The organism is Allofournierella sp. CML151, from assembly GCF_027853465.1.
Classification (GTDB): Bacteria; Bacillota; Clostridia; order Oscillospirales; family Ruminococcaceae; genus Allofournierella.
On the sequence record NZ_JAPNNW010000005.1, the window covers coordinates 77,171 to 90,584 of the forward strand.

General features: G+C 64.4%; 12 protein-coding genes. All 12 read left to right on the forward strand.

Annotated features, from left to right (window positions below; genetic code table 11):
* Window positions 1-209: 209 nt before the first annotated feature.
* The 12 genes from PH256_RS05450 (at window position 210) to PH256_RS05505 (ending at window position 13,398) form a co-directional block, all read left to right on the forward strand.
* Window positions 210-926, forward strand: coding sequence for a tyrosine-type recombinase/integrase (locus PH256_RS05450; protein WP_270913313.1), 717 nt, complete (start codon window positions 210-212; stop codon window positions 924-926).
* A gap of 658 nt (window positions 927-1,584) precedes the next feature.
* The gene (locus tag PH256_RS05455; RefSeq protein WP_158097529.1) at window positions 1,585-1,737 is read left to right on the forward strand and encodes a hypothetical protein; all 153 of its coding nucleotides are present in this window, start codon (window positions 1,585-1,587) and stop codon (window positions 1,735-1,737) included.
* 439 nt (window positions 1,738-2,176) lie between these two features.
* Complete coding sequence (locus tag PH256_RS05460) at window positions 2,177-4,162, forward strand: GGDEF domain-containing protein (protein WP_270913314.1); 1,986 nt, start codon at window positions 2,177-2,179, stop codon at window positions 4,160-4,162.
* Between the two features lie 32 nt (window positions 4,163-4,194).
* Complete coding sequence (locus tag PH256_RS05465; protein WP_270913315.1) at window positions 4,195-6,402, forward strand: bifunctional diguanylate cyclase/phosphodiesterase; 2,208 nt, start codon at window positions 4,195-4,197, stop codon at window positions 6,400-6,402.
* Window positions 6,403-6,428: 26 nt separating this feature from the next.
* Complete coding sequence (locus PH256_RS05470) at window positions 6,429-6,953, forward strand: hypothetical protein (RefSeq protein ID WP_087294251.1); 525 nt, start codon at window positions 6,429-6,431, stop codon at window positions 6,951-6,953.
* Window positions 6,950-7,267, forward strand: a complete 318-nt coding sequence (locus PH256_RS05475; RefSeq protein WP_270913316.1) for a hypothetical protein — start codon at window positions 6,950-6,952, stop codon at window positions 7,265-7,267. The genes PH256_RS05470 and PH256_RS05475 overlap by 4 nt, the downstream gene beginning before the upstream one ends.
* Window positions 7,251-7,772 carry a prepilin-type N-terminal cleavage/methylation domain-containing protein gene (locus PH256_RS05480; RefSeq protein WP_087294247.1) on the forward strand — a complete coding sequence of 174 codons (522 nt, stop codon included), beginning with the start codon at window positions 7,251-7,253 and terminating at the stop codon, window positions 7,770-7,772. The genes PH256_RS05475 and PH256_RS05480 overlap by 17 nt, the downstream gene beginning before the upstream one ends.
* Window positions 7,773-7,785: 13 nt before the next feature.
* The gene (locus PH256_RS05485; protein ID WP_087294245.1) at window positions 7,786-9,459 is read left to right on the forward strand and encodes a GspE/PulE family protein; all 1,674 of its coding nucleotides are present in this window, start codon (window positions 7,786-7,788) and stop codon (window positions 9,457-9,459) included.
* A gap of 7 nt (window positions 9,460-9,466) precedes the next feature.
* Window positions 9,467-10,534: a type IV pilus twitching motility protein PilT gene (locus tag PH256_RS05490; RefSeq protein ID WP_087294243.1), complete on the forward strand. Its 1,068-nt coding sequence runs from the start codon at window positions 9,467-9,469 to the stop codon at window positions 10,532-10,534.
* A gap of 52 nt (window positions 10,535-10,586) precedes the next feature.
* Entirely contained in the window at window positions 10,587-11,789 is a 1,203-nt protein-coding gene (locus tag PH256_RS05495) for a type II secretion system F family protein (protein WP_087294242.1), read from the forward strand.
* 116 nt (window positions 11,790-11,905) lie between these two features.
* On the forward strand, window positions 11,906-12,376 hold the full coding sequence (locus tag PH256_RS05500) for a type II secretion system protein (protein WP_270913317.1): 471 nt from the start codon (window positions 11,906-11,908) through the stop codon (window positions 12,374-12,376).
* A 239-nt stretch (window positions 12,377-12,615) separates the two neighbouring features.
* On the forward strand, window positions 12,616-13,398 hold the full coding sequence (locus PH256_RS05505) for a prepilin peptidase (protein ID WP_270913318.1): 783 nt from the start codon (window positions 12,616-12,618) through the stop codon (window positions 13,396-13,398).
* Window positions 13,399-13,414 lie beyond the last annotated feature (16 nt).

A 13,414-nucleotide genomic window follows, 5' to 3' on the forward strand; every position in this document is an offset into this window, starting at 1 on the left:
AAGAAAGCAGCATCGGTTTTGCCGATGCTGCTTTTTTTTCGTTCCGGGCGCCGCAAGGGATGCCGGCCCCAGCTGCCAAGATAATCCATACCGAAGCGGTAGGTCTTGCGCCGTGTTATAATGAAGCCGAGAGAGGCCTTTCCCGGGCGATAAGGTCCCTGGGAAGGGCCTTTGCCGCATTGATCACACAAAAAAGGAGGCTGAGAAGAATGCGGGAACGTGCAGTGACCGAGGCAATGATCCAGGCCTATGGACGGTATCTGGACCGGGAAGAGCGCAGCCCGGGCACCATTGCCAAATATCTGCGGGATGTGCGCGCCTTTGCCAGCTGGCAGCAGGGGGCGCCGGTGACGCCGGAGTCGGCCAAGGGCTGGAAGGAGCACCTGCTGCAGGCACAGTATGCGCCCACCACCATCAATTCCATGCTGGCGGCGCTGAACGGGCTGTTCCGCTACCTGGGCTGGAACCATTACCGGGTGCGCTTTCTCAAGATTCAGCGCCGGATGTTCCGGGACCCGGCCCGGGAGCTGAACCGCAGCGAGTATCTGCAGCTGGTGAAAACCGCCAAGGCGGCCCACCGGGAGCGCATCGGCCTGCTGATGGAGACCATCTGCTCCACCGGCATCCGGGTGTCGGAGGTGCGCTACATCACGGTGGAGAGCGCCCGGCAGGGCCGCGCCCGGGTGCTGCTGAAGGGCAAGGTGCGGGAGATCCTGATTCCCAGCCGGCTGAAGGACAAGCTGCTGGCCTACGCCCGGCGGACGGGCCGGACCGAGGGGCCGATCTTCTGCACCTGCCGGGGCCGCCAGCTCACCCGCCAGCAGATCTGGGCCGAGATGAAGGGGCTGTGCAGCCGGGCGGGGGTATCGGCCGCCAAGGTGTTCCCACACAATCTGCGTCACCGTGCGACCCGTTCTGCTGCATAAAAGGCACAGCGCCGGGCCGGCTGCGGCCGGACCGGAAGAACCGGCGGCCCGATCGGCGGAATGAGGGGGCAACGCCCGGAAACGCCGACCCTGAGACTCCGACGGGCGCGGGGCGGGCAGCGGCCCGCCCGGGTCCGAAGCTCGGTGAAGGCGGCACAATGCCCGGCCGGCAAGGCCGGGGCGGATATGCCGGGGGTCTAGAAAGTGCCTATGGTGAGCATGCCCCCGAGGGGGCTGACGAACCGGCGAAGTCACGGGCCCGGTGGGCGGCGCAGCGATGCGCCGGCATGGTGTGGCTCAGTAAAACCGGTGGCTATGAAGGGCCATATCGCGCTGCGGGCGCGATCCAGCCATGGGGCTCAAAGCCGGCACCTAAGGGCATATGCACAGATAGGACCGCCGGAACGGGGAAAGGCAGCGGCGCCCGGCGGGGCGAAGCGGACAAAGAACGATAAGCCGCTGAACCGCTGCGGAAAAGCAGAGGTCGCACCGGGGAAGTTCCTGTAATGGGGACGGAGGGATGGCCTCGAGCCGGAAGCGCGGGCGCATTCCCGAGCGGCGCGCGTTCGGGGGAACGCCGGATGCGGTGAAAGCCGCACGTCCGGTGTGGGGCCGGGGAAAAGCCGGAGCGGCAGGCGCAAGGGCTTACCTATGGCCATTGTTTGCAACGATCTTTTATCGGGACTGCAGAGACATCGTCCGCCTGGCGGATGTGATGGGCCACTCGTCCATTGAGACCACCCGGATCGATCTGGTCACCTCCGGGACCGATCATCAGCGCCAGATGGAACGGCTTGGGCTGATGACTTAGGACGAAATCTGCATTTCGTCAAAACGACGTTTGCGACAAGACAATTGTCCATGTTTCAGTGGGCGATTGTATACACCAAAAAGCAAAAAATACAAAAATATACAAAGGTCACAAAAACAAGATGTTTGTGGCTTTTATTTTCTGCACGGTTTTGAACAGAAACCAAAATTGTTAAGTTATAAAAGGTTGACGAATCCCCTCACGAATGATAGAATTTAATTGCCTCTTCCTGGGAAGAGGATTTTTTCGCGCTTTTAAGCGCGTCGAAATGCAGATTTTGTATCACTGACAGACCGTTCTGCACGTCAAAATGCAGATTTCGTTTTGGAAAGATATTTGCCCGAAGAAGGTAACCGGAGAACGCAAGATTGCTACACGAGCAACGCGCAGCGTCTGTGTTTCCCGCGGGACGCATTGAGGAGTGTGGGACAAAAGTACAATGAAAAAACTTTGTGGAAAAGTCCTGGTGCTGCTGATTTCAGTGTTTCTGATCTCGGTTACCATTTTGACCAGCGTATTTTATGCAACAATTTACCGCAAGGAGCTCAACGCCGAAAAGCAGACCGGCAACGAGGCCATTGCCCAGCTGTCCGAAACCCTGAACGAGCTGGATAAAGCCAACCAGAAAGCCACCGAGCTTTTTGTGGAGGACTACCTGAACCGGCTGAACTTTGTGAACTACCTGCTGCGGGACTACCTGCTCACCGATTCCCGGGTGCCCGACCAGGAGTGGACGCAGATCCTGGCGACCGCCGAGGTGCGGGCCATCTATGTGATCGACTCCAGCGGCGTCATCGCGCAGACCAACGACAAGCAGAGTCTGGGCCTGAATTTTTACGAGCACAAGGAGACCGCCGATTTCCTGCCCCTGATCGAGAACCGGGAGGAGGAAGGCTACCACGTGGTGCTGGACAGCGTGGCGGTGACCACCGGTGAGCGGGGCGTGTATCTGGGCATGAACGGCCCCAACGGCTATGTGGTCCAGATCAAGGTGGACGAAGAGGTGCAGCAGAGCTACCAGGGCCTGATGAGCCTGTTCTCCTACGTGCAGAACATTCCCACCAAGGCCAACCGGCGGCTGTTTGTGCTGGACGCCACCAGCGGCGAGCTGCTGGCCATCACCCGCAACAACCAGCAGACGGTGGAGATGGACAACCGGCTGGACACCCTGCTGCGCCGGGTGGGCGACCCGGGCATCGAAAAGCTGGACGGCACCGATTACCTGCTGTGCGCCGAAGCCCACGGGCCCTACCTGATCTGCTTCGCCTCGGACATGACCAGCATCCAGAAGCGGGTGATGGAATACACCCTGGGCAGAGCCGCGGTGATCTTCCTGGTGCTGCTGATCGTGTCCGTTGTGGTGTTCTACAGCCTGAACCGCTATGTGCTCCGGCACCTTCTGCAGATCAACGACAGCGTGAACCGGTTCATCCACGGCGACGCCAACGTGCAGTTCCCCAAGGGCTACACCCAGGAGGTGGCCGAGCTGAGCAAGAACCTGGAAAAGCTGGTCAAGGTCATCGGCTCCGGCGCCATCCGGCTGTCCAGCATTGTGGATCAGCTGGGCGTGAAGATGGAGGCCTACGAATACTGTGCCGACCTGAACCAGTGCTTCTTCTCCGAGCATGCCCTGGAAATGATGGGCATGACCGAAGAGGAAGCGGTGGACATTATTAAGAATGTATACCAGAACGATATGGAGACCGAGGGCCTGCTCCGCGGCAAGGACGGCCGGGTGGTGCGCAGCTACCGGGTGCGCAGCGGCGGGGTGATGTACGGCTTCCTGTACGACATCACCGAGGAGAGCCAGACCGAGGCCCGGCTGCGCATGCAGCTGCAGATGGCCCAGGGCGAAAGCGTGCGGGACTCGCTGACCGGCCTGTACAACCGCAAGTACCTGCGGGACACGGTGGTGCGCCACATCAACGAGCAGGAGGAGCCCCACGGCGTTCTGCTGAGCATCGACATGGACAACTTCAAGTCGGTCAACGATTCCGAGGGCCACCTGGAAGGCGACCGGGTGCTGGTGCGCTTTGCCCAGCTGCTGAACGAGAGCTTCCGCGCCTCGGACATCAAGGCCCGCATGGGCGGCGATGAGTTTGCCGTCTTTTTGCCCAACGCAGTGGACATGGACGTGCTGCGGGACAAGATCAACCGGCTGATCGAAAACAGCCGATCCCGCCTGGCGGACAAATACCAGGCCTACCGCCTGTCCATCAGCGTGGGCGCCGCGATCCTGAACAAGGAGCACGCGGATTACGACACCCTGTATCAGCTGGCCGATGCTGCCATGTATGTGGCCAAGCATAAGGGAAAAAACAGTTTTTACATCAACGAAGAGGGAAACAGCTGCATGCGCAAGGAGTGCATCCACTGCCGCGCGGTGTGCGCCCGGCGCACAGCTCTGTATGAAGGCGAGCAATAACTCCGGCAGTTTCCCGAGATGGGAGAGTGTCAGTGAAGCGATTTGAGAAAAACCGAAAAACGATCCTGTTCCTCTGTTACCTGCCCATGATCCTGTTCATCGGGCTGCTGTGGAACACGGCCAGCCGCCAGATTCACAGCCAGCTGTTCAGCACGCTGGCCGATCTGGCCCGGCAGAACCGCTACGTGGTCAGCTCCTCCATCAACCAGAAGATGGAGGAGCTGGAGCGGGTGGCCCAGGGCCTGGCCCAGCGGGAGGATTTCCCCCAGGGGGTGGCGATCGACGATCTGGCCACGGTGGCCAACGTGCTGGGCTTCCGGGAGATCGGCGTGACCGGCCTGGACGGCATGGCCCGCATGAGCACCGACACCAGCTACGACATCACCGGCCGGGAATACTTTCAGGTGAGCATCCAGGGCTTCAACTGGGTGAGCAAGACCCTGTGCGACATGCGGGACGGCAAGAAGGTGAACGTGTGCAGCGTGCCCGTTCGCAGCGACTCCGGCGCCGTGATCGGCACCCTGCTGGGCACCATTGAGACCGACGAGTTCTTTGCCAGCATGCAGGTGCCCAGCTTTCACGGGCAGGGCTACGCCTATGTGGTAAACCAGGACGGCGACGTGGTCCTGACCACCCGCAGCGACGGAGTGGAGGTGACCAACTTCTGCACCCTGCTGTACCAGAACCCGGGCAATGTGGACCAGCTCAACCAGCTGCGCGACTGCCTGGCGGGCAAGACCGAGAGCGTGAACCTGCTGGTGAACGAGGACGAGCGGCATTACATCAACGTGAGCCGGCTGGGCTACGACGATCTGTGGCTGGTCACCGGCGTGCCCGAGCACGCGCTGGACAGCGGCATCATGGCCCAGTTCAAGGTGATCCAGGTGCTGTCCGTGGTGTTTGCCGTGGCGGGCCTGGCGGGGCTGTTCTTCCTCAACCTGATCATGGACCGGAACGACCGCCACCTGCGCAAGCTGGCCTATGTGGACGCCCGCACCGGCATCCACAACCACTTCTACCTGCGGGAGACCATGGGCGAATTCACCACCCTGGGCCCCGGCAAGGGCAAGCGGGTGGCCGTGCTGCTGTTCAACATCCAGCAGTTCAAGAACATCAACAACCTGTACGGCTCGGTGGCCGGCGACCAGGTGCTCAAGCACGTGGCGCAGCACCTGAGCGCGGTCTTTGGAGAGGGGCGGACGCTGGCCCGGGACACCGCCGATTCCTTTGTGGTGCTGTCCCCATATGAGGACTGGAACCAGCTGCTGGAGCAGGCCGAAACGCTGTGCGCCGACCTGCCCCTGCTGCCCTCCAACAACAACGAGATCGGCGTGAAGCTGCGCTGCGGCATCTACCGCCTGCCGGACGGCGTCCAGCCGGACGAGGAGGCCCTGTTCCGGGCCCGCATGGCCTGCTTTGAGGCCCCCCGCGAGAGCGGCGTGGGCGTCTACTGCGCCCAGGTGCAGCAGAAGATGGAGCGCAAAAAGGAGCAGCAGAACACCATCCGGCAGGCCATTGCCAACCGGGAGTTCAAGGCCTGGCTGCAGCCCAAGTTCTGCGCCCAGACCCGCAGCCTGCTGGGCGCCGAGGCCCTGGCCCGCTGGTGCCGGCCGGACGGCAGCGTGCTGCCCCCCGGCGCCTTCATCGCCGACTGCGAGGAGATGGGCATCATCGGCGAGGTGGACGAGATGGTTCTGGAGGACGTGTGCCGCCAGATCCGGGACTGGCGGGAGCAGGGCATCCAGTGCCCGCCGGTGTCGGTGAACCTGTCCCGCGTCTATCTGAGCAGCCTGGACATTGTGGACAAGATCGACCGGGTGCTGAACCGGTACAAGCTGGAGAGGCAGGCCATCCAGCTGGAGATCACCGAGAGCGCCCTGGTCAAGGACGAGGACGGCCTGCGCGACGTGGTGGAGCGCATGCGCTCCCTGGGCTTTACCATCGTGCTGGACGACTTCGGCAAGGGATATTCCTCCCTGTCCTCCATCCACGATCTGCGCTTTGACATCATCAAGATTGACAAATCCTTTGTGGACCGCATCGGCTCCGAACAGGGCGACCAGATGATCCGGTTCATCATCGAGCTGGCCCGCGCGCTGCAGCTGGAGCTGGTGGCCGAGGGCGTGGAGGATCAGAGCCAGTACGAATTCCTGCGCGGCCTGGGCTGCCATGCCATTCAGGGCTACTACTTCTCCAAGCCGCTGTCCTGCCAGGACTTTGCCGACCAGTATCTGCAGTGAGCCGCCAGCGGGGAAAGACAGAGACCATGGGATACATAAACCAAAAGCTGAAAAGCCGGGCCGGGGCCTCGCTGCTGTTCGCACTGCTGGTCATCCTGCTGTGCAGCATGGCGGGCTCGGTGCTGATCACGGCGGCCACCGCCTCGGCCGGCCGGCTGAACGGACTGAAAGAAGACAAGACCGAATATTACGCCGCCTTTTCGACGGTGCGGGTGCTGCGGGACCAGCTGGAAGGGCTGACCGTGGACGGGGACGGCCCGGACCAGCCCGACGCGGAGCAGGACACCCTGCAGGGACTGCTGGCCGGCCTGGTCAGCCAGGTGCGCAGCACCGGCGAGCCGGCGCAGCAGCGCTGGGGCCTGAGCCACGGCGGCGATCTGACCGACCGGGTGCGCCAGAGCCTGGGCTGGGTGGAATTTTCCATGGACGCGGGCTACCGGCTGACGGTGCAGGTGTGCTGCGGCAGCAGCGCCTACACCCTGCGGCTGCCCGTTATGGAGCAGGAGGACGGCACCCTGCAATGGCTGGAAGGAGAGATTACCAAGGAATGAACCGCCTGATCAAACGACTGGCCAAACGCCGGGGCGAAACCCTGGCCGAGACCCTGGCCGCACTGCTGATCATTGCGCTGGCGCTGACTATGCTGGCGTCCATGCTCACCACCTCCCAGAACATTGCCTCCCGCTCGGACCAGGCGCTGCGGGCGCTGTACGAACAGACCAACCGGCTGGAAGAGGGCACCGCGGGGCTGCTGAGCGCCAACGAGGGGCTTTACCTCACCGGCGCCCAGGGCCAGGTGGTGCGCATCCCGGTGCAGGTGCGGGGCCTGCAGCAGGGGATCTGGATGTATGAAACGGTGGGTTAAACCGGCCCGGCTGCGCCGGCGCATGGCCGACCGGCGGGGCTTCAGCCTCACCGAGCTGATGGCGGCGCTGCTGGTGCTGGGCATGCTCACCTCGCTGATGGCCGGCGGGGCCATGGTGGTGAAGAACGCCTACGAGCGCATGACCCTGCGCACCACCGCCCAGCTGGTGCTGTCCACTGCGGTGACCGCCGTCACCGAAGAGCTGCGCTGGGCGGCCGATGCCCCCCAGTCCCAGCCGGACAGCCAGGACCAGCAGGCCGTCAGCTTTTACAGCGTCCGCTGGAAGGGCCAGGTCCGGCTGGAGAACCGCTCGCCCACCATCTGGCTGGTGGCGGGCGACCAGGCCGCGCCGCTGCTGACGGCCCAGACCCTGGGCCAGGGCATGCAGGTGCAGCTGGCGCTGTGCGAGCGCAGCGGGGCGGGCTTTTCCTGCCGGGTGGACGTGACGGTGGACGATAGCGTTTGGGAGTCCCAGGAATTCTGGGTGCTGCCGGTAAACAGCTGAGGGAAAGTAGAAGATGAAATACAAACGTTTGGGCGAGATTGCCACGGATTCGGGCATTCTCAGCGAAGAGCAGATTCAGCAGGCGCTGCAGCTGCAAAAGGGCTCCGGCAAGCGGCTGGGCACCGTGCTGATCGACGAGGGCTTCATCACCGAGGGCCAGCTCATCAACATGCTCAGCCAGCAGCTGGGCATCGACTTCGTGGACCTGGCCACCTACACCATCTCGCCGGAAATGGTGGACATGCTGCCCAAGAGCCTGGCGAAAAAATACGATGTGATTCCGGTGCGGCTGGAGGGCGACGTGCTGTGCCTGGCCATGGCCGACCCGCTGAACTTCATGGCGGTGGAGGAGGCCCGGGTGGCCAGCGGCCGCCAGATCCAGCCCATGATCGCCACCGCGGCGGGCGTGAGCCGGGCCTACAACAGCCTGTACGAGAACGAACGGGCGGTGAAGGCCATCTCCCAGATGCGCCAGGAGGCCCTGCCCCAGAAGCAGGCGGTGGAGGAGCGCCCCCAGGACGAGGAGGAAGCGCCCACCATCCGGCTGATCAACTCCATCATCGAGCGGGCCATCACCGAGCGGGCCAGCGACATCCACGTGGAGCCGGGCCAGGACCAGATGGTGGTGCGCATCCGTGTGGACGGCCGGCTCATGAAGACGCTGACCATCCCCAAGGAACTGCAGCAGGCGGTCATCTCCCGCCTGAAGGTCATGGGCGGCATGCACATCGCCGAGCGGCGGGTGCCCCAGGACGGCCGCGCCCAGTTCCGGGCCGGCGGCAACGAGGTGGACCTGCGCCTTTCCACCCTGCCCACCATCCACGGGGAAAAGGTGGTAATCCGACTGCTGGTGAAGAACCAGTCCATGCTCACCCGGGACGGCATCGGCATCACCGGCGCCAACGAGGCCCGCTTTGAGCGGCTGCTGAAATTCAACAGCGGCGTGATTCTGATCGTGGGCCCCACCGGCAGCGGCAAAAGCTCCACCATGTACACCATGATCCGGGAGATGCGCTCGGAGGCCACCAACCTGATCATGCTGGAGGACCCCGTGGAATACCAGATGGACGGCGTGACCCAGGTGCAGATCAACGAAAAGACCGGCATGACCTTTGCCAGCGCCCTGCGCTCGGTGCTGCGGCAGGACCCGGACATCATCGGCGTGGGCGAGATCCGCGACGGCGAGACCGCCGAGATTGCCATGCGCGCCGCCATGACCGGCCACCTGGTGATCTCCACCCTGCACACCGAGGACGCCATCTCGGCGCTGGACCGGCTGCGGGACATGGGCGTGGAGCCCTACTTGATCGCCGGCGGTCTGCGGGGCGTGGTGTCCCAGCGACTGGTGCGGCGCATCTGCCCCAACTGCCGGGCCCCCCACACCCCCACCGAGACCGAGCGGGACCTGACCGGCGTGGCGCCGGGGGACCCCCGCCCCTTTTATCAGGGCACCGGCTGCCCGCTCTGCTTCCAGTCCGGCTACTACGGCCGGGTGGGCGTGTTCGAGATTCTGAACCTGAACCAGCGCATCCGCGACTGCATCACCGAGGGCCGCCCCCGGGCGGAGCTGCGGCGGGCGGTGGCGGAGTCCGGCTTCATTCCCATGATGCGCGGCGGCCTGGAGCTGGCCGAGCAGGGCGTGACCAGCCTGGAAGAGCTGTGCCGGACCATTTGTATTCTGGAGTGAACCGCTTATGACAATGGAAGAACTGATCCGCCGGGGCCAGGAGCTGGGCGCGTCCGATCTGCACCTGGTCTGCGGCCATCCGGTGAAATACCGGGTGGACGGCGAGCTGCGGGACCTGGGCGTCGTGCCCCTGACCCGGGAGCAGTGCGAGGACTACGCCCGCCAGCTGGCGGGAAACCGCTACCAGCGGCTGGCCGGGGACGGCTGGCCCGAACAGGAGAACCGGGTGGGCGAGCTGGACCTGGCGCTCACCGTCGGGGAGCGGCGCATCCGTGTGAACCTGTTCCGCCAGCAGGGCAGCTGCTCGGCGGCGCTGCGCCTGCTGCCCTGCCGCATTCCGGCGCTGGAGCAGCTGGAGCTGCCCGCCGGCGTGCAGGAATTTGCCCGCTGGCGCCAGGGCATCGTGCTGGTGACCGGCGCCACCGGCAGCGGCAAATCCACCACCCTGGCCGCGGTGCTGGACCAGATCAACCAGACCCGGGCGGCCCACATCATCACCCTGGAGGACCCGGTGGAGTACCAGTACCGGCCGGACCGCTGCGTGATCAACCAGCGGCAGATCGGCCAGGACACCGAGAGCTACGCCACCGGCCTGCGGGCCGCGCTGCGGGAGGACCCGGACATTCTGCTGATCGGCGAGATGCGGGACCAGGAGACCATTGAGGCGGCCATCACCGCCGCCGAGACCGGTCATCTGGTCTTTGCCACGCTGCACACCAACACCGCCGCGGACGCGGTGGACCGGATCGTGGGCAGCTTCCCGGCCGAGCGCCAGCCCCAGATCCGCATGAGCCTGTCCATGACGCTGCGGGCGGTACTGGCCCAGCAGCTGGTGCGCCGGCGGGGCGGCGGCCGGGCCGCGGCCTGCGAGCTGATGATGGTGAACCCGGCCATCCGCAACCTGATCCGGGAGGGCAAGACCCACCAGATCTTCTCGGCCATTCTGAGCGGGGCGGCCCAGGGCAGCGTGACCATGGACAACGCCCTGCTGCGGCTGGTGCGCGCCGGCCGGATCGACGCCGAGACCGCCCGCGCCGCCGCCATCGACCGGGATTACGTGACCAAGAACACCTGAACGCCCACGGCCCGCCGCTGAGGGCGGGCGGGCCAGACAGAAGGAGACCCAGATGAACTATCAATACCGGGCGGCCCAGCCGGGCGGCAAACCGGTGAAGGGAACGGTGGAAGCGCCGGACGAATACATCGCCATGCAGCGGGTGCGGGCCAAATATCCGGTGGTCATCTCGATCCAGCCGGTGCGGGGCCATAACCTGCTGAGCATGGAGATCGGTACCCCCAAGATCGACGCCAAGAACCTGTCGGTCATGTGCTCCCAGTTTGCCATCATCCTGCGCTCGGGCATTCCCATCGACAACTGCATGGGCATTGTGGCCAAGCAGACCAAGGACAAAAAGCTCCGCCAGATGCTGGAGCGCTCGTCCGAGGAGGTGTCCCAGGGCGCGGGCATCGCCGCCAGCTTTGAAAAAAACTGCCCGGCGCTGCCGGTGGCCTTTCTGGAAACGGTGCGCGCGGGCGAGGAATCCGGTATGCTGGAGCACTCCTTCGCCACCCTGGAGCAGTACTTCGGCAAATCCTACCAGACCACCCAGAAGATCCGGCAGGCGCTGTCCTACCCGATGTTCGTGCTCTGTGTGGCGGTGGTGGTGGTCATGGTGCTCATGATCAAGGTGGTGCCCAGCATGACCTCGACCTTTGCCGACCTGGGCGGCGAGCTGCCGCTGATCACCCGGATCATGATCGCCGGGTCCGACTTCATGAGCCGCTATGCGCTGCATCTGGCGGTGGTCGTCCTGGCGCTGGCGCTGGCCGCCCGGGCGGCGCTGAAGACCCGCCGGGGCAAGCTGGCCTGGAACCGCTTTGTGCTGCGGGTGCCGGTGGTGGGCGAGATCCTTGCCCTGAACGCGGCGGGCCAGTTCGCCAACACCATGCGGGCGCTGCTGGGCGCGGGCCTGGGGGTAAGCCAGGCGCTGGAGGTGACCGCCCGGGTGGTGGACAACGTCTACATCGGCGCGCGCATCCGCAACATGGTGGGCCAGATCGAGGTGGGCCGCCGGCTGGCCGAGTGCATGCGGGCGGACAAGACCTTCCCGCTGCCGCTGGTGGAGATGTGCGCCATCGGCGAGGAGACCGGCGAGCTGGAGAGCACGCTGAGCACCATCGGCGCCTATTACGACAGCGAGGCCGACTACGCCACCAACAAGGCCATCCGCAAGATTGAACCGATCATGCTCATGCTCATGGCGGGGGTGGCGGGCTTTGTGCTCTTCTCCATCTACGTGCCCATGTTCAGCATGTACGAGCTGATCTGATTTTTCTTTGCTCACGGGGCCCCGCCCCCCTTCCTGACCAGGGGCGGGCCTTTGAGATAGATGTGTGCCGCAAGGCAAAATTCAACAACATTTTTTGGAAAGGACAAAAAAACGACATGAAGAACTTCAAACTGAACCTGAAAAAGAAGCTGAACCGCAAGGGCTTCACCCTGGCCGAGCTGCTGGTGGTTGTGGCCATCCTGGGCATCCTGGTGGCCATCTCCGTGCCCCTGTTCGCCGGCCGGATGGAGGCTGCCAAGAAGTCCACCGACGAGGCCAACGTGCGCGCCGCCAAGGCTGCCGCCGCTGCGTTGCTGATGAGTGATGATGAACTGACCAGTGGCAATACTGGCGTATATTTCTACGATGCTGATAAGGGCCAGCTGAAAAAAGTGACGACTGGCATCAAGGGCTATGGCCAGTCCACCACGGAGGTTGAGGGTGCCGCCGGGAGTCCGAAAGAAGATGACACGGCCAACATTCTGAAAGTAGTTATTACTCGTGAAAGCGTGAGCTCGACTGTCGACAGCAGCGGCAGCACCAGTGGCATTGTGCTGACCTGGGTGGATCCTACTTCCGGTACCTAACCCCTCCCCATCATCCGTTGCTCCCGCACAGCGGGAATTTCCGGAACGGCATCCTGCGGGAACAGGGCTGCGCATCGCAGCCCTGTTCCCTGCATTCCGTGGGTCAGCACGGAGCCGAAAACCGGGGCGGGCAGTCCCGCCCACCCAGGCCCCCGCGGTCTGGAGTTTTCCTGTACGCCCTGCCGGCAGGGCGCGCAGGAAAGCTTCAGGCTTCTTTTGCAAGAAAGGAGAAACCAACCATGCTTCCAATGGCGGGCGATCTGCCCTTTTTTCTCTATATTCTGACCCTGTCCGGGGTGCTGGGCGCGGTCATGGGCAGCTTTGCCAACTGCGTGGCCTGGCGGCTGGCCCGGGGTGAGAATCCCTGGACCGGGCGCAGCCGCTGCGCCGCCTGCGGCCATTTGCTGGGCGTGCCGGACCTGGTGCCGGTGGTCAGCTATCTGGTCCTGCGGGGCCGCTGCCGCCACTGCGGCGCCCGCGTCTGCGCGCGGTACCTGGCGGTGGAGGTGTTCACCGGCCTGCTGTATGCGGCGCTGGCGGTGCGCTGGGGGCTGTCGGTGCAGACGGTGCAGTACTGGCTGCTGGCCGCCGCCCTGATCGTGGCGGCGCTGGTGGACCTGGAGCGGTTCGAGATCCCGGACGGCTGCCTGATTCTGGGCCTGCTGGTCTGGCTGGGGGGCCTGCCCTTCGGGCCGGACGCCCTGGACAGGCTGCTGCTGGGCCTGGGCACCGCCGCCGTCATGGGCGCCGCGGTGCTGCTGCTGGCCCTGGGCATGGACCGGCGCCTGGGCGAGGAGAGCCTGGGCGGCGGCGACATCAAGCTGCTGGCGCTGCTGGCCTGCTGGTTCGGCCCCGCTTTGGGGCTGTTCCACCTGATCCTCTCCTGCCTGGTGGGGCTGGTCTTCGCCCTGGCGCTGGGCAAGCAGCGCATTCCCTTCGGCCCGGCCATTGCGCTGGCCGCCTTTGCCACCATGCTGGTGGGCCCCCAGGTGGTGAACTGGTACCTGGGCCTGTTTGTATGAATATGAGGAACCCATC

Excerpts from the sequence above, each read along its gene's own strand:
- PH256_RS05505 (WP_270913318.1), top strand. The coding sequence starts at position 12,616 with ATGCTTCCAATGGCGGGCGATCTGCCCTTTTTTCTCTATATTCTGACC.
- PH256_RS05500 (WP_270913317.1), top strand. The coding sequence starts at position 11,906 with ATGAAGAACTTCAAACTGAACCTGAAAAAGAAGCTGAACCGCAAGGGC.
- PH256_RS05470 (WP_087294251.1), top strand. The coding sequence starts at position 6,429 with ATGGGATACATAAACCAAAAGCTGAAAAGCCGGGCCGGGGCCTCGCTG.
- PH256_RS05485 (WP_087294245.1), top strand. The coding sequence starts at position 7,786 with ATGAAATACAAACGTTTGGGCGAGATTGCCACGGATTCGGGCATTCTC.
- PH256_RS05480 (WP_087294247.1), top strand. The coding sequence starts at position 7,251 with ATGAAACGGTGGGTTAAACCGGCCCGGCTGCGCCGGCGCATGGCCGAC.
- PH256_RS05490 (WP_087294243.1), top strand. The coding sequence starts at position 9,467 with ATGACAATGGAAGAACTGATCCGCCGGGGCCAGGAGCTGGGCGCGTCC.
- PH256_RS05450 (WP_270913313.1), top strand. The coding sequence starts at position 210 with ATGCGGGAACGTGCAGTGACCGAGGCAATGATCCAGGCCTATGGACGG.
- PH256_RS05495 (WP_087294242.1), top strand. The coding sequence starts at position 10,587 with ATGAACTATCAATACCGGGCGGCCCAGCCGGGCGGCAAACCGGTGAAG.
- PH256_RS05460 (WP_270913314.1), top strand. The coding sequence starts at position 2,177 with ATGAAAAAACTTTGTGGAAAAGTCCTGGTGCTGCTGATTTCAGTGTTT.
- PH256_RS05475 (WP_270913316.1), top strand. The coding sequence starts at position 6,950 with ATGAACCGCCTGATCAAACGACTGGCCAAACGCCGGGGCGAAACCCTG.